Consider the following 17,712-nt stretch of genomic DNA (forward strand, 5'->3'; position numbering starts at 1 on the left):
GTGGGTTTGTGTGGGGGGGGGCGGCCCCCCCCCCCCCCCCGCCCCCCCCCGCGCCCCCCCCCCCCCCCCCCCGCCGCCGCGGCGCGCCCCCCCCCCCCCCCCCCCCCACGGCCCTCACGTACCCCTATTTCCTTAGGAGCACCCGTGTCCGGCCGTTCACCAGGCGGAGGAATCCGCCACCGGCTGCCGTTGGCAGCCGCCCTGACTCTCGCCCTTATGGCGTCAGGGGCGCTCACACCCATGGCGACCGCCGCCGACCTACCTGGCGCCCAAAAGATCGCCAAACACAAGGACGCCAAGGTCCGCGCGGTCAACACCCAGGGCGCCAAGGCCGCCCGGGAACTAGTCGCCAAGAACCAGGCCGAGAACAAGGCCCAGGCCGACAGGGCCCGCAAGGAGGCCAAGGCCGCGTGGCCGAAGGCCGCCACCCTTGTTCAGGACACCTCCGCCGCGCGGGCGCACACCCGCCCACTGGTCGACGTCCGGCCCACCGCGCACCCGAAGAGCCCCCTGCTCCTTCCGACCGCTCCCGCCGGCCCGATCTCGGCCGCGGACGCCGGATCGGGCGGGAAGTCCACCGTCAAGGTGCTCGACCAGAAGGCCGCGGAGCGGGCCGGGATCACCGGCGTGCTGTTCTCGGCCTCGTCCGAAGCGGGCGGCCCGGCGCAGGTCAGCATCGATTACGGCTCTTTCGCCTCCGCCGTTGGCGGTGGCTGGTCCAACCGCCTCGGCCTGGTCAGCCTGCCGGCGTGTGCGCTGACCACCCCCGAGAAGGCGGAGTGCCGCAAGACCACCCCGCTGCCCTCGGCCAACAGCCTCAAGAACCACACCGTGACGGCCGACGTCGCCTCACTTCCCACCGGTTTGCCGACCACGGGTAAGGCAGCCAAGGGGGCCAAGGCCCCGGCCGCCCAGGCCCCGGCCGTCTTCGCGTTGATGGCCTCGGACGCCGGCTCCCCCAAGGGCGGAGGCGACCTCAAGGCGACCCCGCTCTCCGCCTCCTCCAGTTGGGAATCCGGCTCCTCCAGCGGTGCCTTCACCTGGTCCTACCCGGTACCCCTCCCGCCCCCCGCCGCGGGCCCCGCACCTTCGCTCTCGTTCTCGTACAACACCGCGAGCATCGACGGCCGGACCGCCAACTCGAACAACCAGGGTTCCCAGGTCGGCGAGGGCTTCGATCTGACTTCCTCGTACATCGAGCGCAAGTACGGAACCTGCGAGGACGATGGGCAGAAGGACAAGTTCGACCTCTGCTGGAAGTACGAGAACGCCTCCCTCGTCCTCAACGGCCAGTCCAGCGAGCTCGTCAAGGACGACACGAGCGGCAAGTGGCGGCTGAAGAACGACGACGCCTCCCAGGTCACCTGGGGTACCGGCGCCGACAACGGTGACGCCAACGGCGAGTACTGGAAGGTCGTCACCGGTGACGGCACCACCTACACCTTCGGCCTGAACAAGCTCCCCGGCGCTGACACCCAGCGCACCAACTCCACTTGGACCGCCCCCGTCTTCGGGGACGACGCGGGCGAACCCGGTTACACCAAGGGCTCCACTTTCGCCGACCGGTACGAGACCCAGGCCTGGCGCTGGAACCTGGACCTGATCCAGGACCTCCATGGCAACGCCGTCAGCTACTGGTACGCGGCCGAGACGAACAACTACGCCAAGGCCGGGGACAAGACCAAGCTCCTCCCCTACACCCGCGGCGGCACCCTTTCCGAGATCCGCTACGGCCAGCGCGCCGACACGCTCTTCACTGCCAACGCCTCCCACAAGGTCACCTTCGACTACAAGGAGCGCTGCTTCGCGGCGAATTGCGACAACCTGACCAGGGCCACCTCCACCAACTGGCCCGATGTCCCCTTCGACGCGATCTGTTCGGCGACGGAGGCCGACTGCCGGTCGGTCTCGCCGGCCTTCTTCTCCCGCAAGCGTATGACCGCGATCAAGACGTTCGCATGGTCCACCGCTCTCGAGCCCGATAACTACGCGGCCATCGACACGTTCGACCTCACCCAGGAATACCTGGATGCCGGCGACCTCGGTGACACCAGCGACCAAACTCTGGTCCTGAAGTCCATCAAGCGCACCGGCAACAATGGTGGGACCGTCGAGGTCCCGCCGATCGACTTCACCTACCACATGCGCCCGAACCGGGTCGACGCCGACGGCGACAACATCGTGCCGCTGACCCGTCCGCGCATCAATACCATCACTTCCGAGTCCGGCGCCATCACCACGGTCACCCTGTCCAACCCGCAGTGCGTGCGCGGCACGAAGATGCCGGCCGCCGAGGACGACAACGCGCTGTCCTGCTACCCGGTGTACTGGCCGATCAATGGCGGTGACCCGGCCCTCGACTGGTTCCACAAGTACAACGTCACCGCCGTCACCATCGCCGACCCGGCCGGTCAGAACGACCTCGTCGAGCACTCGTACGAGTACGAGAACCCGGGCTGGCACTACAACGAGGACCCGCTGACCCCCGAGAAACAGCGGACCTGGTCAGAGTGGCGGGGCTACGGCAAGGTCACCTCGTACACCGGTGCGACTGGCAAGACCCGTTCCAAGAGCGTCAGCGTCTTCATGCAGGGCATGTACGGGGACAAGCGCAAGGGCACGAGCACCACCCGGACCACAACGGTCGCGGCGGTCCCGGTGTCCGGGCTGACGATTCCCGACATCAACGACGACGGCCAGTACAGCGGCTTCCAGCGCCAGCAGATCACCTACGACGGCGCCACCCCGCTCTCCGTCTCCGTCACCGACCCCTGGAGCAAGGAGACCGCGAGCCAGCAGAAGTCGTACGCGAACACCAAGGCGTACTACGTCCGCCCGGCGACCGGCTACAGCCACACCTTCCTCACCGCCTCCAACACCTGGCGCACCACCCGCACCGACAGCAGCTACGACGACTACGGCATGCAGACGCAGACCTCGTCGAGCGGTGACACGGCCATGGAAGGCGACGAGACCTGCACCCGCACCTGGTACGCCCGTAACGATGCCAAGGGCCTCACCAGCCTGACATCCCGTACCCGCACAGCCGGGGCCCTGTGCTCCGTCACCGATGACAAGCTGTCCCTGCCGGCCACCTCGGCGACCCGCGGCGACGTGCTCGCCGACACGGCCACGGTGTACGACGACACCACCGCCACCGCCTGGACTGCGAACCAGACGCCGACCCTGGGCCTGGCCACCTGGACCGGGCGCGCCCAGTCCTACCCGGCGGCGAGCGGCACCGCCGACCGGGACCCGGCGGGCAGCGCGGGCTGGCAGACCGTAGGCAAGGTCACGTACGACACGGCGACGGCGAAGCTCGGCCGGCCGCTGATCGCCACCGACGCGGCCGGGAACACGACGACGACCAGCTACACGCCCGCCGCGGCCGGCCCGCTGCAGGTCACCGTGACGACCGCACCGAAGCTCGCCTCCAACGGTCAGCAGCACAAGTCCTACGCGTACATGGACCTGCGCGGCTCCGTCGTGCGCTCCATCGACGCCAACATGGCCTCGACCTACAACACCTATGACGGACTCGGCCGTGCCACAGCCACCTGGCTCCCCAACCGGGCCCAGTCCCAGTCCCCGAACGTCAAGTACGACTACCTCATCGCCCGCGGCAAGCAGCCGTGGACCTCGGTGGGCACCCTCGCCCCCGACGGAACCTACAAGACGGTCTACACGATCGCAGATGCCCTGCTGCGCCCCCTCCAGACCCAGAGCCCGTCGCCGAACGGCGGCCGGATCCTGACCGACACCCGTTACGACTCGCGCGGCCTGGCCTACGAGGCGTATGCCGATATCTGGGACAAGGACAAGGCGCCCGAGGGCACCTACGCCCGAGCCGAGTACGGCAGCACTCCCCTCCAGACCCAGACGGTCTTCGACGGCCTCGGCCGCCCCGTCACCGCCTCGCTCCTCGTCTACGGGGTGCAGAAGCAGTCGACCACCACCAGCTACACCGGTGACTCGGTCGCGACGACGGCGGTCCAGGGCGGCACGGCGAGCCGCGCGATCACCAACGCCCTGGGCAGGACGACGGAGACCCGCACCTACAGCGGCACCACGCCGAACGACCCCATGTACGGGGGTACCGCGCCGGGCACGCCGTACGCCAGCGTGAGCCAGACGTACACGAAGGACGGCAAGCCGGCCACGGCGACCGGCCCCGACAAGGCGAATTGGTCCTACGGCTACGACCTCTTCGGCCGGGCCATCAGCACAACGGATCCCGACAGCGGCCAAATTTCCACCACCTACACGATCCTGGACCAGATCGCGACCACCAAGGACGCACGCAACACGGTTCTGGAATACGGCTACGACGAGCTCGGTCGCAAGACCGGGCTGTGGACGTCCCCGAAGTCCGACGCCAACAAGCTCGCGGCGTGGACGTACGACAGCGTCCGCAAGGGTTCCGTGACCGACGCCATCCGCTACGAAGGTGGCCTCACCGGCAAGGCGTACACGAGGTCCGTCACTGGTTACGACACCCTGGGTCGTCCTGCGACCACCCGTCTCACCCTCCCGTCCGACGATCCTCTCGTCACGTCGGGTGCCATTGCGGCAACCACGGATGAGACGGCGAGCTACCGGCTCGACGGGACCCCGAACACCGTGGGCGCGCCGGCGGCCGGCGGCCTGCCGTCCGAGATCGTGCAGGTGAACTACAACGACTTCGGCCTTCCGAAGGCGCTGTCGGGCACGACTGACTACGTCCAGGACGTGGCCTACTCCCCGTTGGGCGAGATCGAGCAGCTCACCCTCGCTCGCTCCGCGGCAGCCGGAGTCCGCAAGACCTTCATCGGCAACACATACGAGGAGGGCACCCGGCGCCTGCTGCGGTCCACGGTCAACGACCAGACCCACGCCGGCATGCTCCAGGAACTGACCTACAAGTACGACGACGCCGGCAATGTCCTGTCGATCTTCGACGCGGCCCCGCTGAGCGGCTTCACCCAGGCTGACAACCAGTGCTTCTCCTACGATGGCCAGCGCCGCGTGACAGAAGCCTGGACCCCGAAGACCCCGGACTGCTCGACGGCCGGACGGACCACCGTCAACCTGGGCGGCGCGGCCCCGTACTGGAACAGCTACACCTACACCGCATCGGGCCAGCGGGCCACGGAGAAGACCAACACCGGCACCCCGCAAACCCGTACCTACTGCTACGACCCGGCCCGCCCGCACGCTCTGGCGGCCACCACCACCGGCGCAACCTGCACGGGTGTCGCACCGCAGTACACCTACGACGCCACAGGCAACACCACCAAACGCATCGAAACCCCTGGCAGCACCACCGCCCAAACCCTCACCTGGGGACCGGAGGGCAAGCTCACCAAGCTCACCGAGGCCGCTGCAGCCACGCCGATTTCCACTGACTACGTCTACGACGCGGACGGCCAGCTCCTCATCCGCCGTGACCCGGCCGGCGAAACGATCCTCTATGCCGGCTCCACCGAGGTGCACCTCAAGAACGCCAAAAAGTGGGGGACCCGCTCCTACGCGATCGCCGGCACCAAGATCGCGGAACTGACCAACGAATCGGGCACCCCCCAGCTCTCTTACGTGGCCGGCGACGCCCACGGCACCTCTTCGCTCGCAGTATCTGCCGACGACACTCAAACGGTGTCCAAGCGCTACACCACCCCGTTCGGGGCCGCGCGCGGCCCGGCGCCCGCGAACTGGCCCGACGACAAGCGGTTCCTGGGCAAGCCGGAGGACACCAACACCAGTCTCACCCACATTGGCGCCCGCGAATACGACACCAATCTCGGCCAATTCATCAGCGTCGACCCGCTCTTGAGCCTCGACCAACCGCAGGCTCTCAACGGCTACGCCTACGCCAACAACAACCCGATGACGTTCTCGGATCCATCGGGCCTCCGCCCTGACGGATTGTGTGGCGGTAACACGAGTCGGTGCGTTCCCAGCGACTCCAAGAGCAATGAGACCGTCGACTATCACGAGTCGTGGCAGTACACGGGGCGCAACGGCTGGAACTGGTCGTCATGGATAGTCGACAAGCGTGAGAAAAAGCGCAGGTTCGAAAACTTCAACCGCATCACGTGGACCTATCTCAAGCCTCGCCAGCTGAAGTTGAACTGGACCACGGCTGCCGGAGCACTACGAAACTCTGTCTCCAACCTTGACGCGATCAGTCCGCTTGGCCACCTCGGAATCAACGTGAAGGCTTACGACTGGTTGGTGGGGAAGGCGGGGATCGACATAGAGGATCCAGAGTACGAAGACGGCGAAGGCGTCGCCATGATGTTCGGCATTCTAATTGGCGGCGCTGGCGGTGCTGCCAGCGAGGGCAGAGCGGCAGCCAAGATCGGGTGTCATTCATTCCTTCCGGGTACTGAAACCCTGATGGCGGACGGATCCAGTAAGAACATCGAAGACGTCAAGGTCGGCGATGTCGTTCTCGCAACGGACCCAGAAACCGGCGAGAACTACAAGAAGACAGTCATCGACACGATTCGAACCGAAGAAGACAAGGACTTCACTGAGATTACCGTGGCCACTAAGGATGGCCCGTCCAGCATCGTCGCCACCGACACCCACCCCTTCTGGGTACCAGAACTGAAGGAATGGGTCGAGGCCGGCAACCTCCATGTGGGCTCCTGGCTCCATACCAGCGCAGGCGTTCAGGTACAGATCCTTGCACTCAAGCGCTACACCAAGCGCCAGAGCACACACGACCTGACCATCGATGACGTTCACACGTACTACGTGCTGGCGGGTTCGGCTCCGGTTCTAGTTCACAATTGTGGCGGAAGTCGCTGGGTGCCCGACGAGAACTATTCGCCGGAGGCTGTTGCAGCAAGAAGTGCGGCGAATAATGCATACTATGAGAACCCGGACTATATTCCGGTTCCTGAGATTGGCCCTGGTGAGGTCTGGAGGGGCGACGTGCACGGTGACGTTGTCGTCCGAGGCGGGACGCTCTTGGGTAGTGTGCACGGCACACTGGTTGTGGTGGAGGGTGGACGCGTCATTGGGAGAACCTTCAATAACGTCGTGCAGCTCGGCCAGCGCAACATCATCGGTGAAGTAGGTCCGCCCGGTGCGAACTCGATCGTCGGTGACGTCTTTAACGGCACAGTAATCCAGGGCAGACGACTTATCTTCAATGGTCGCCAAATTAGGCCTCGCCAATAGAACGCCGAGTGTCACTGGTTGATATGCGCTCCTCGAAGAGTTCATCCGTCATGTTCATCTAGGGCTGTCATGTAGCGCAGCGAAGATGTAAAGTCTTGCAGCAGTAGAATTTGTGTGGACAGTTTTGGTTCACCGGAAATGGGTGGCCTTTCGACTCTGAGTCGAAGGGCCACCCATTGTCTTTTGACGCCGAGGCTGAAACTGTGGGGCGACAATGCCATCGAGCGCCTCGGGTCGCCGTTGGGTTCCGTAACCAGTTCTTCACCAGCGGAGCGAGGTCTCCGGCACGCGGGCTGTGAGGTTCACCAACGCGATCGAGTTCGTGAACGCCAGGATCTGCTGGGCAGTCATAGCGCGCGGACACTTCCCCAACATGACCGCAGCCCTGAAATGCGTCTACACGGCCACATGTCTCTGGACCCCACTGGCAATGGCCAAGCCCGCTGGACCATGCGTTGGAAGACCGCCCTGAACGCCTTGGACATCACCTTCGACGGCCGCCTCTCCGCAGCTGCCGGGCAGCAGGACGGCCCACAGAATAAGGCTGACGCTCACGTCCGGACCCCCAGGTCCAGTCCGGTCCGCCCCATGAGCCGGTCGAAGGCCTCCCGGAAGACGGGCACATTCTCGCTGGTCATGGTATAGGCGATGGCCTTCAGCCAGGACGGGTGGTCGGGGTCGTACATCGGGCTGATGGGGGCCGCGGTGCCCTCAGGCCACCAGTCCATGCGCACGCCCCGCTTCACTGCCCGGGACAAGGCGATGGTCGGGCCTCGAAGCTCGCCGTGGAACTCCTCGCGCAGCTCTTCGGCGGACTTGTTCCCGTCGCCGTCCACGACGAGCTTGGCGAATCGAAGGCCGCTGGCCGGCAGCGACTTGAGGTACTGCTCGGCCCGTTCGACGTCCCACTCCGTGCCGACCGAGAGGGTCAGCTCGTGGCGGTGGTCCGCGTACAGCGCGAGAAGCTTCCGCTCGAACTCCGGGGAGGAGCCTTCGATGGTGATCTTCATGGGTCCTCCGTTCAGTCCATGACGATTTCGCTGCGGCTGGAGGCGTACTCGATTCGGTCGCCGTGGGGTGTCCCCGTCAGGAGCTCCAGGACGACACGGATCCGGGCGCCGGGGCCGAACGCCTTGCGGGCGGCGGTCGCCGCATCAGCCAGCGTCGCCCGGATCAGGTGGCCCAGGGCCACCTGTTCCGGATCCAGTCCGTTCCAGGCGCCCTGGTCGTTGAGGAGGGTGAGAGCCAGCTGCTCCCGGCTCCCCGCGTCGCACAGCTCCTCGTACGTGGCGCTGACGGAGAACTCCTTGGCGACGGACTGGAGGGAGGGCATCAGGTGCGTGTGGACGTTGATCATCGCCACGGGGGGCCGCCTTGTGATTGCTCCGGCAGATTCTTACCCGATTCTCCGGGTTCTAGATGTCCGAGTGTGCAGGGCGGATCTCCCTCCGTCTAGGGCCTGTATCGCATGTTGATGGGCGTCATGTGAGTTGCAGTGGTCGGCGACAGGGTGTTCATGGTGGCTTTTGCCTGGTGGGCGGGTTGTGTCGTGTCGCTTTTCTGCTGACACCGTCGGGGCGATGGCTTGACTGCCCGGCATGGTTGAGAACGAACTCAAGTTGACTGGTGGCACCCTGCACCCGGTCCGCGACCTGGGCGACGCCTTCGGGACCCTCAAGGGCCACATGCTGAGCTGCCGTCCGAACCAGGTGTGCGTCGTTGACGGAGGCGACTCGCTCCCGGAACGCGGCATAGGCGGCGGCATCCATCGGAGCTGCACTGCTCTGTGCTCGTTCCTCGGCGCGGTCCAGAGAGTGGGCGACGTGGATGAAAGGGGACACCGCCTCGGCGTACTCCTGGGTGGCGGTCAGGAGGCGTACGTACGCCTCCCGCTGCGCGGTTCGGCGGGCGGTGTCGAGGGGAACCAGATAGGCGCTGGCTGCTTGCGCGAGTCCAGCTTCAACAGCTCCTGCGGCTTGCTTACCGGCTCCGCGAACAGCGAAGCCTCTCCTATGAATGCACCCGCTAGCGAGGCCGCGCCAGCGATGATCGCAACCATCGTCTCGTTCTCCATGACGGGGATCTTGCCGTACGGGGGCCGATCACGTCAGGCTGCTGCAGGCCGGGGCTGACCAGGGCGGGACGTCTGTGCCCGGGTCAGGCCCGGATTTCGTTGAGGAGCATGCGCAGGGTCAGGCTGTGCTTCTCGGGCGACAGGGCGTCCATGGCGGCGGCAGCGTGCGCCATGCCACCCGCTCGGTCTCCGGAGCGGGCGAGCATCAGCCTCCGGTGGAGCTCCAGGTGCGTCGCGAAGCGCGCAGGCTCGCGGGGAGCTCGGTCAGCGCCTGGTCCTGCGCGTCGGTCGCGGCGCGCTCCTCGCCGAGGCGGGCCAGGTGCAGGGAGCGGAACACGTTGAGAGGCCACCACGGCACGGCGTAGTCGGAGGCTGCTCATGCGAGCCGGCCGCATCGAAGATGCGCCGTCCCTGGGCATCCAGGGCCAGGGCGGTGGCCCGGTCGCCTCGGAGGACGGCGGCGTGGGCCTTGCCGTAGATCGCGTTCAGCAGGCCCAGGGAGGGCCGCTCGTTGAGGGCGAGGGCCTGGTTCCGCGAGGACGGTCCGCGACGCCGAGCGAGGCGCCCTCGTACCCGAGGGCGATCGCCGCCCGTCCCCGCACCCACACCTGCGCGCCCGAGTCTTCCGACTGGTCGGCGGCGGTGGCGGCCATGCGGTACCAGCGGACGGCGGCGGCGCCGTCGGAGCCTGGGAACGTCTTGGCGTACAGGGTCATGAGCCGGGCGGCCGCCGACCACAGGCGGGGCTGGTCCAGCTGCTGCTGGATGACGACGAGTTCCCCGGCTACGCGCCGTTGGATGTCGGCTGCGCCCATGGACATGTACTCGGTCCCGTAGGCGGTCAGCTTGGCCTCCCACGCGTCCGGGGACGGTCCGCCGACGAGGCGGGCGGTGAACCCCCGGGCGAGGAGGTCGGAAGCGATGACGGGGGCTATGGCGGTGCCGGCCATGTCGGTGAGGAACTCGCGTCGCATCATGGGGTCCTCCAGGACGGCTACTGAGCTTGTAGCTGTGGTGTCGTCAGTTTGAGTCTGGTCTCGGCGAGGCATCCGTCGATGACGTTGCTGCGGTATTGGATCTGGCGGAGGCCGCGTCGTAGTACGCGGATGAGGTGCTCGGGGTCGGTGAACGCAGTGTTCGCCTGGCTGCTGCGGCGGAGGGACCAGATGCCCTCGACTGGGTTGAGGTCGGGTGCGTAAGGCGGCAGGTGGAAGGCGGTGATCCAGTCCTGGGCGTCGATGAAGGCCCGCATGCGGCGGTCCTTGTGGACGTTTAAGTTGTCCCAGATCAGGACGATGGGTCCGCCGAGCTGCTGGTGGGCAGCGGTGAGAAGGTCGCGGTACTCGGTCCAGGTGAAGCTGCGCCGGCCGCCTTGCTTGTGGTCGGCGTGCCGTTTGGGCCGGTAGATCAGTCGGGAGCGTTCGCCGGGTTTGTAGCAGGTCAGGGCCGCGATGGAATAGCGGCGTTGGGAGCGTCCGCGGACCTTGATGACGGGTGTGTGTCCGCGTTTGGCCCAGGTCCGTGAGGTCGGCGGCGTCATCGAGAATCCCGCTTCGTCTTCGAAGACGATCCAGGCTCCGAGCGCCGCCGCTGTGCTTCCGCGTGTGGCCAGGTCTCCTTCACCCAGCCGGCCACGGCTTTCTCGTCACGCTCAAGAGCACGGCGGGCGGGAACCTGGTGACTCCAGCCGTTTCGCCGCAGCATCTGGGAGATGCCGGACAGCGTCATGCTCTTGTGGAACTTCTGCCGATCAGGGTCTTGATCCGGGCCAGCGTCCATCTCTGATCCGGCCATCCGTGGGCGACCGGCCCTTTGGCCAGTTCCTCCTCAAGAACCGCGAACAAGGTCGCGCTGAGCCTGGGACGGCAGGCCGGTCCTTGCGAACGCAGAGCCGGCTCACCGCGGTCCCGCCACGATCTCCGCCACCGCTGAACCGACCGGACGCTGACCCGTAACTCCTTGGCGACCACGTCATTGCTCAGACCACCAGCGAACATGCCGGCCGCTTCCATCCGGATCCGCTCGCGGAAAGCTTGTCGCTCCGCTGTCAGACCCCCACCCTGCGGATACCTCATGCTTCCGGCATACCGCGACGATCACCAGCTGTCAGCCCCCGCGACACCGCCCCTGCAAGCTCAGTAACGGCACATCGAGCGCGCCCGGCAACGCTGCGAGGTAGAACCCCCGTTGCGCGACCTTCCCGCGTTCCCACCGGGCGACGTACTCCCGGGTGAGTGTCGTGCCGTGGTGGGTGTTGATCTCATCGGCCAGGCGGGCCTGGGACCAACCGTGTGCCGTGCGTAGAGCTCGTAACACGATTATGAGTCGGGCTTGTTGAGACGTCGCCAGCAGATGAGGCTGCAGGCGAGGGAGACGAAGGCGTCGTGGAGTTCGGTGCGGCGTTCCCATCGGACAGCCAGTCGTTTGAACTGATGGAGCAGGGCGAAGGTCTGCTCGACGATGTAGCGGAGTTTGCCCATGCCCTTGATGTTCGGGGCACCCCTGCGGGAGATGACGGGCAGAATCCCGCGTTTACGCAGCTCTTCCCGGTTGGGGTTGGAGTCGTATCCCTTGTCTCCCAGCAGGGTGTCCGGGCGTCTGCGGGGACGGCCGGGGCGGCCTGCCACTGGCGGGATGCCGTCGACCAGGGCGAGGGTCTGGGTGACGTCGTTGACGTTCGCCGCGGTCGTGATGACTTTCAGCGGGGTGCCGCGTCCGTCGCAGATCAGGTGGTGTTTGCTGCCCGTCTTCCTCCGGTCGACCGGCGACGGACCGGTGTCGGCTCCCCCTTTTTCGCCCGGATGTGAGAGCCGTCCACGCACGCCCTCGACCAGTCGAGCCGACCGGCCGCGTTCAGCTCGGCGAGCAGGATCCGGTGCAGCTGGTCGAAGACCCCGGCCTGCTGCCACCGCTCCAGTCTTCGCCAGCAGGTCTGCCCCGAGCCGAACCCCAGCTCAGGAGGCAGGAGTTGCCAGGCGATGTCGTTGCAGAGCACGTACAGGATGCCCTGCAGACACAACCGGTCAGCCACCGGCCGCGGCCCCGGTGACCTCGTCGGCCAGGGCGGCAGCAGCGGCTCGATATGTGCCCACAAGTCGTCGTCCACGATCCACGGCCGAGTACTCACACCATCCCGAACGGCCGAATCGTCACACCGGTCACGCCCAACCAGGACATCTCAGCAAGATCCTGTTATGCGCTCGTAGAAGATCGCAATAGCGAGGGGTCGCGGAATCGACTTCCGTGTAATTTCCGAGAACCCAATCCCGGCTGAGTTTACTTCTTGGTTCGATAAAAAGGGGATTGCGATCCCGAGATCTTGATCGCAGCAAAGTGCTAGTAGATTCATCGCCCTAGTGGAAGATGGGTGAGGGGCTCGACCTAGAGGGGCGCCCGGGGCAGGATGTGAGCAGCCCCAGGCCCGATGCCGAGTAGTTCCCGCGATGGCTCCGCGCCGTCGCTGGAACTGCTCGGCGCCTCCATGGGCCCGCCGCTGATGGCGAACGCGCCAACCTGCCAGCTCGCCTAGCTGCCGCTGCGACCTCGGGTGGCAGTCGCATTCGGAGGGAAGAATTTTCCCACTACTGAGTTAGGAATGGTTACCGTGGGATTGTGTCTATTTCCAGGCGATGGGGATGTCGATGGGCTGGATGTATGTTTCTTCTATGGGGATTTCGCCTTGTTTCGCCGGAGATGTGCTATCGTGGAAGGCTTCGATCTCGGGGAAATGTTCGGCTTCGGCGGCGATAGGCCATGGGCAGAGGTGTCGACCGTTCTGGAGCCACTCCTAAACCATTCTGACGATCGCGGCGAATCCCTGTCTCCATCAGAATGTGCAGTAATCTTGCCGCGACTGGAGGCCGTGCTGCTTGAGTGGCTGTCGGCGGAATTTAGGGATGCGGCGTTCGAGGGGCGTATCAGAGACGCGCGCGATCTGGTAGCGGTATTGCATGTGTGTGTACGGAGGACGTCGAGCTTTGCTTTATGTAGCAAACATGCTCGATTGTGGGGTGTGGAACGGCTTGCTCGCGAGAAACGCATAAATGAGGTCTTCCTCCGAAAATCAGCGAGGCCCTGCCGGGGATATCCGGTAGGGCCTCGCTGGTGTTTGACGGCAGTAGTTGACGGCAACGTCAGCGGACGGGGGGAGCGCAGGACTGCGGGTCGTCGCTGGCGTCAGGCTGACTGACGGTCTCGCCAGGGTTGCGGAGTGTGTGGCCGAGGAGGTCAATGGCCTTGCGCTGGAGGCGGAGTCGGACGTGGGCGTAGACAGTAGCGGTGACGCCGATGTGGGCGTGGCCGAGGGGTTCTTTGATCACGACGAGTTCGGCGCCTTGCTCCAGGAGGAGGGTGGCGGTGGGGTGCCGTAGGTCGTGGAAGCGGATGCGGCGGAGCCCGGCGTTGCGGAGGAGGGTGGTGAAGGTCCGGGCGTTGTCGAGAAAAGCGGGCGCCTGCGCGTCCTGACCCGGCCGCGCCCCCCCAGGAGCGTGGGGGCGCGGCCGGGCCCGGGGTCAGGCCGGGGTGGGGTGGGGGAGGGGGGACAGGCCTGTGGGGAGGTCGCCTCGGGAGGTGATCTGGAGTTTGCGGTAGACGCGGGTCAGGTGTTGTTCGACCGTGCTGACCGTCAGGTAGAGCTTCGCCGAGATCTCCCTGTTCGTGAGGCCCTGGGCCGCCAGCGTGGCGACCCGCTGTTCCGAGCTGCTCAGTTTTGCCGTGGTGCCGGCTGCCGGCGTCGCCTCCGACGCGGCACGGTCCCGCGCCGCCGGGGTGGTCAGGGGGGCGTCGGGGAGGATCTCCCGGCACAGGGCCGTGGCCTCCGACTCCTTCGCCAGGTTCCACGCCGAGCGGATCATCGCGCTGCCCTTCGCCGACGAACCGTCCGCCTGCAGCGCCCGCCCCAGCTCCGCCATCGCCCGCGCCGCCTCCACCCGGTCTCCGGAGCGGTGCAGTGCGTCGACCGCCTGCCCCAGGACGGCCGTACGCCGCTTGGGGTCGCCGGCCAGCGCCTTGATGCGGAGCGAGACGCCCCGTACGTACGGCCGCTGCGCATCCGGCAGGGTCAGCTGCTGGAGGGCGAGCTGCTCGGCCCGCGCCCCCTCGCCCAGCCTCAGCAGCGCCTCCGCCGCATCGGTTCGCCACGGCAGGAACGCCGGTCGGTCCACCCGGCCGCCCTCCATGAGCCGCCCGACTTCCAGGAAGTCGGCGAGCGCCGCGTGCGGCTGGTTGACCGCCAGCCGGTACAGGCCGCGGGCCCGCAGGAACGCCAGGCCGTGCAGGCCGGTGAGCAGCCCCTTCGGCACCTGCCGGTCGGCGAGCCGGGAGGCCTCCGTGAACCGGCCCATCGCCGTGCACGCCCGGATCAGCACCGCCGCCGGCGCGCACGGGAAGCTTCCGCCGCGTTCCGGCAGCGCCTCCAGCGCCGCCGTCGCGTGCGCGTACGCACCCCGCAGATCGCCCATCCGCAGCAGCGCCTCGGCGTGCAGCGCGGCGAACACCGCACTCCAGCCCGGTGCCTGGCAGCGGCGGGCCTCCTCCAGCAGGTTCCGGCTCCACGGCACGGCCCGCTCGGGATGCTCCGAGCAGATCAGCGACCGTACGGCCTGGGCGAGCGGAGCCACCGTGGCATCCGTCAGCCGGGCCGACTGCAGCAGCCGCTCGCCCACCGCGGCCGTGGCGTCGACCAGCGTGTCCAGCGCGGAGGCGGCCGGCTCGCCGAGGGCAGCCGGCAGCAGGGCGGCGGCCTCGGCGAACTGCCCCTGCGCGAGCAGCAGCCCGGCCAGCGGCTGCACCTGCTCGGCGTCCAGCAGACCGGCCCGCGCCGCCTCCAGCAGCTCGCCCAACTGCCGCTCCGCTGCGGCGGGATCGAAGCGGGCCGTGATCTGCGCGAGCCGTACCCGGATCCCGCGCTCCACGTGTTCGTCGCCCCGCCCGTGCGCGGCGAGCTCCAGCAGTCGCGCGGCCTCGCGCGCGTCGCCCCGTACGAGGAGCTCCTCGGCCGCGTCCCGCAGTACGGCGACCTCCGCCGGACCGCAGTCCAGGGGCCGGCCCTCGGCGCAGGCGGCCAGCAGGTGCTCGGCCACGGCGAGTACCGGCCCGCGGTCCTCGCCCAGCACCCGGGCGGCGTCGCGGTGCAGGGCGGTCCGGGTCCGCGGATCGCACTCCTCCAGGGCCGCGGCGCGCGCCGCGGGGTGGCGGAACCGCAGGCCCTCCAGCAGCCCCGAGGCCTCCAGTGCGGCCAGTCCGCGCCGGGCCGCCGCCGTGTCGAGGCCGGTCAGCCGGGTGACCCGGGCGGCGGTCGCCTGCTCGCCGAGCAGCGCCGCCGCACGGGCCAGCGCGAGCCCGTCCGGCCCGCTGCGGCGCAGGCACGTCGCGACGGCCTGGGCGAACGGCCCGCCGGGCTCGGGGGAGGGGAACGAGGGTGCGGAGGGGGCGTAGGGGTCGGCGGCGGCCGACTCGGGCACCTCCCGGCCGGTGGCCTCCTCGACGAGCGCGCGCAGCAGCAGCGGATTGCCGCCGCTGATCCGGTGCAGCTCCGTGGCCTCCGTGGCCTCCGTGGCCTCCGTGGCGTGCGCAGATGGCTCCTGCCTGCCCCGTACGAGGGCCACCTCGGCCGCGGTCAGCCGCTCCAGCCGCATCCGCCGGAAGTGCGGCTGGCGCATCAGCTCGGTGGTGAACGCCGGGTCCTGCGCCGGGGCGTGCACCGTGCCGGCGACCACGACGAGGACCGGGGCGGTGCGCGCGTGCCGGGCCAGGTACTGCACGTACTGCAACGACTCGCGGTCGGCGTACTGGACGTCGTCGACGCAGAGCACGACCGGGCAGTCCAGGCTCAGTTCGCGCAGCTCCGCGCAGAACGCCTGCATCGCCTCGATGCGCGAGGGCGCCCCGGGGCCCTCGGACGGTCTCGGCAGGGCGAAGACCTGCTCGCTGTTGACGAGCTGGCGCAGCACGCCGAGTGGCACCTGCTGCTCCTCCGGCGCGCCGACCGCGTACAGGACCAGCGCGCCGGACGCCGCGGCCCGCTCGGCGACGAGGTCGACGAGCGCGCTCTTGCCGCATCCCGTGCCGGCTTCGATCAGGACGATCCGGGACTGCCCCGCGACGCAGTCCGCGAGTGCCGTCTCCAGGAGGTCGATTCCGGCTTCCCTGCCCGTCAATGTCATAGCCGCCCCCGCGATCCGTCGGTCCACCCACCCCTGACCCAGGACAGGATGGAGCCCGCGCGCTACAGAGGAGGTCGAGGAGAAGCGGAGGTCGGGACGGAAACCGGCCAGGACGGCGGGCGGGGGCGTGTCAGGGCGCCGGCTGTACGCAGAGCAGACCGGCGTCGCGCATTTCCTCGACCCATATGTCGAGATCGGCCCGCGCGTTTTCCGGTGCGGTGTTCCACAATTCGGCGAGCATGTCGGCGGCGATTCCCGCATCGCCGTCGTGGCGGCGCAGCACAATCCACATGGCGGTCCCCACCGGGCCGCACCGGAATCGCCCCGAACCGGCGGCGGGACCGGCGCAGGCACCGCCCCCGGCACCGTCACCGCCACTGGTCCCTGCACCCGTCGCGTATGCGGCGTGGAGCTCCAGACAGCCGTCCTCGTCCACGGAGGCGGCGACAACACCAGGCGTCGGTCGGACGCGCACGGCCACCTCCACTGCCGGATCCGAGAACTGCGAGAACTGTCGGCACCAGCCGATCGAGGACACCTCAAGCTATGGGTGAACGCCTTCCGGATCCATGGCGCCCGCCTCACTCTGGGGTGCCGGCTTCCGCCGACCCCCTACGGAGGGGTGAAGGCGCCCGGGCGGAGATAGGGGGAGCGAACCGGCGCGGGATCGGCGGATCCGGCGAAATACCGCCCCTATTCCGGCGGAAAAGGCCGTACGCGCGCAGCGTCCGCCCCGGCGACCAGCTGCGCATCACCCGAAATCGCCGGTCCAAACCGGATCGCGGCCGCTTGGCCGAATGGCGTGCGGGCTGCCGGTCGAAAGGGGAGTCGAAAAACCGGGTGCCCGGAATTGAGCCCCGGCACCCCTCCCGCCCCGACCGGTTCTGCACCCGTCCTGCACCCGTCCTGCACCCGCTCTCCACCCGTCCTCAAGCGGCCCTGGACGCAAGGGTGAGCCCGTCCGCGCCGAGGAGCGAGAGCCGGTGCGGCGGCTCAACGGGCGGTCGAGTCTGACGCGATCGCGGTTCGCGAGGCTGACCCCTGCCCTGCTCATCCTCGGAGGTACCAGGTGAATCCGCCCACGCCCGTCATCACCGACGCCGTCCCCAGCCAGAGCGGGACGGGGTCCAAGGAAGGGCCCAAGGAAGGCCAAGGACCCAAGGAAGGCCAAGGGCCCAAGGAAGTGCGCCGCCTGGACCGGGTGATCATCCGCTTCGCGGGTGACTCGGGGGACGGCATGCAGCTCACGGGTGACCGGTTCACCTCGGAGACGGCTTCCTTCGGGAACGACCTCTCCACGCTGCCGAA

11 protein-coding genes and 4 pseudogenes are annotated in these 17,712 nt (G+C 67.9%); 3 read left to right on the plus strand and 12 right to left on the minus strand.

Annotated features, from left to right (window positions below; all coding sequences use genetic code 11):
• Positions 1 to 627 precede the first annotated feature (627 nt).
• On the plus strand, positions 628 to 7,167 hold the full coding sequence (locus tag ACIQU4_RS42015; protein ID WP_403743145.1) for an RHS repeat-associated core domain-containing protein: 6,540 nt from the start codon (positions 628 to 630) through the stop codon (positions 7,165 to 7,167).
• Positions 7,168 to 7,468: 301 nt separating this feature from the next.
• Positions 7,469 to 7,671: pseudogene (locus tag ACIQU4_RS42020) on the plus strand (transposase); the annotation flags it as partial.
• Positions 7,672 to 7,718: 47 nt separating this feature from the next.
• Here the strand turns inward: ACIQU4_RS42020 and ACIQU4_RS42025 are convergent.
• From ACIQU4_RS42025 to ACIQU4_RS42080, 12 genes and pseudogenes are all read right to left on the minus strand, one after another.
• The gene (locus ACIQU4_RS42025; protein WP_403743148.1) at positions 7,719 to 8,177 is read right to left on the minus strand and encodes a hypothetical protein; all 459 of its coding nucleotides are present in this window, start codon (positions 8,175 to 8,177) and stop codon (positions 7,719 to 7,721) included.
• 11 nt (positions 8,178 to 8,188) lie between these two features.
• Positions 8,189 to 8,530 carry a hypothetical protein gene (locus ACIQU4_RS42030; protein WP_403743150.1) on the minus strand — a complete coding sequence of 114 codons (342 nt, stop codon included), beginning with the start codon at positions 8,528 to 8,530 and terminating at the stop codon, positions 8,189 to 8,191.
• A gap of 504 nt (positions 8,531 to 9,034) precedes the next feature.
• Entirely contained in the window at positions 9,035 to 9,241 is a 207-nt protein-coding gene (locus ACIQU4_RS42035) for a hypothetical protein (RefSeq protein ID WP_403743153.1), read from the minus strand.
• Between the two features lie 205 nt (positions 9,242 to 9,446).
• Positions 9,447 to 9,578, minus strand: a complete 132-nt coding sequence (locus tag ACIQU4_RS42040; protein WP_403743155.1) for a hypothetical protein — start codon at positions 9,576 to 9,578, stop codon at positions 9,447 to 9,449.
• A gap of 148 nt (positions 9,579 to 9,726) precedes the next feature.
• A complete protein-coding gene (locus ACIQU4_RS42045; RefSeq protein ID WP_403743158.1) occupies positions 9,727 to 10,218 on the minus strand; it encodes a hypothetical protein in 492 nt (163 codons plus the stop codon).
• Between the two features lie 17 nt (positions 10,219 to 10,235).
• Positions 10,236 to 10,781, minus strand: a complete 546-nt coding sequence (locus tag ACIQU4_RS42050) for a transposase (protein ID WP_403743161.1) — start codon at positions 10,779 to 10,781, stop codon at positions 10,236 to 10,238.
• A pseudogene (locus tag ACIQU4_RS42055) lies at positions 10,778 to 11,316 on the minus strand (winged helix-turn-helix domain-containing protein). The gene ACIQU4_RS42050 and the pseudogene ACIQU4_RS42055 overlap by 4 nt, the downstream one beginning before the upstream one ends.
• Positions 11,317 to 11,347: 31 nt before the next feature.
• Positions 11,348 to 11,650 (minus strand): multiprotein-bridging factor 1 family protein, encoded by a 303-nt coding sequence (locus ACIQU4_RS42060; RefSeq protein ID WP_403743164.1) that lies wholly within the window; start codon positions 11,648 to 11,650, stop codon positions 11,348 to 11,350.
• Positions 11,560 to 12,368, minus strand: a protein-coding gene (locus ACIQU4_RS42065; protein ID WP_403743166.1) for an IS5 family transposase whose coding sequence is annotated in 2 segments (ribosomal slippage) — positions 11,560 to 12,048 and positions 12,051 to 12,368 — 807 coding nt in all. Because the reading frame shifts where the segments join, the coding sequence is not laid out codon by codon here. The genes ACIQU4_RS42060 and ACIQU4_RS42065 overlap by 91 nt, the downstream gene beginning before the upstream one ends.
• 1,006 nt (positions 12,369 to 13,374) lie before the next feature.
• A pseudogene (locus tag ACIQU4_RS42070) lies at positions 13,375 to 13,668 on the minus strand (tyrosine-type recombinase/integrase); the annotation flags it as partial.
• Between the two features lie 84 nt (positions 13,669 to 13,752).
• Positions 13,753 to 16,404: an AAA family ATPase gene (locus tag ACIQU4_RS42075; protein ID WP_403743169.1), complete on the minus strand. Its 2,652-nt coding sequence runs from the start codon at positions 16,402 to 16,404 to the stop codon at positions 13,753 to 13,755.
• Positions 16,405 to 16,534: 130 nt separating this feature from the next.
• Positions 16,535 to 16,696 (minus strand): hypothetical protein, encoded by a 162-nt coding sequence (locus ACIQU4_RS42080; RefSeq protein WP_387289332.1) that lies wholly within the window; start codon positions 16,694 to 16,696, stop codon positions 16,535 to 16,537.
• Positions 16,697 to 17,494: 798 nt separating this feature from the next.
• Between ACIQU4_RS42080 and ACIQU4_RS42085 the strand changes: the two are divergent.
• Positions 17,495 to 17,712: pseudogene (locus ACIQU4_RS42085) on the plus strand (2-oxoglutarate ferredoxin oxidoreductase subunit alpha); the annotation flags it as partial.

Origin of the sequence: Streptomyces sp. NPDC090741, assembly GCF_044769045.1 — a bacterium.
Taxonomy (GTDB): domain Bacteria; phylum Actinomycetota; class Actinomycetes; order Streptomycetales; family Streptomycetaceae; genus Streptomyces.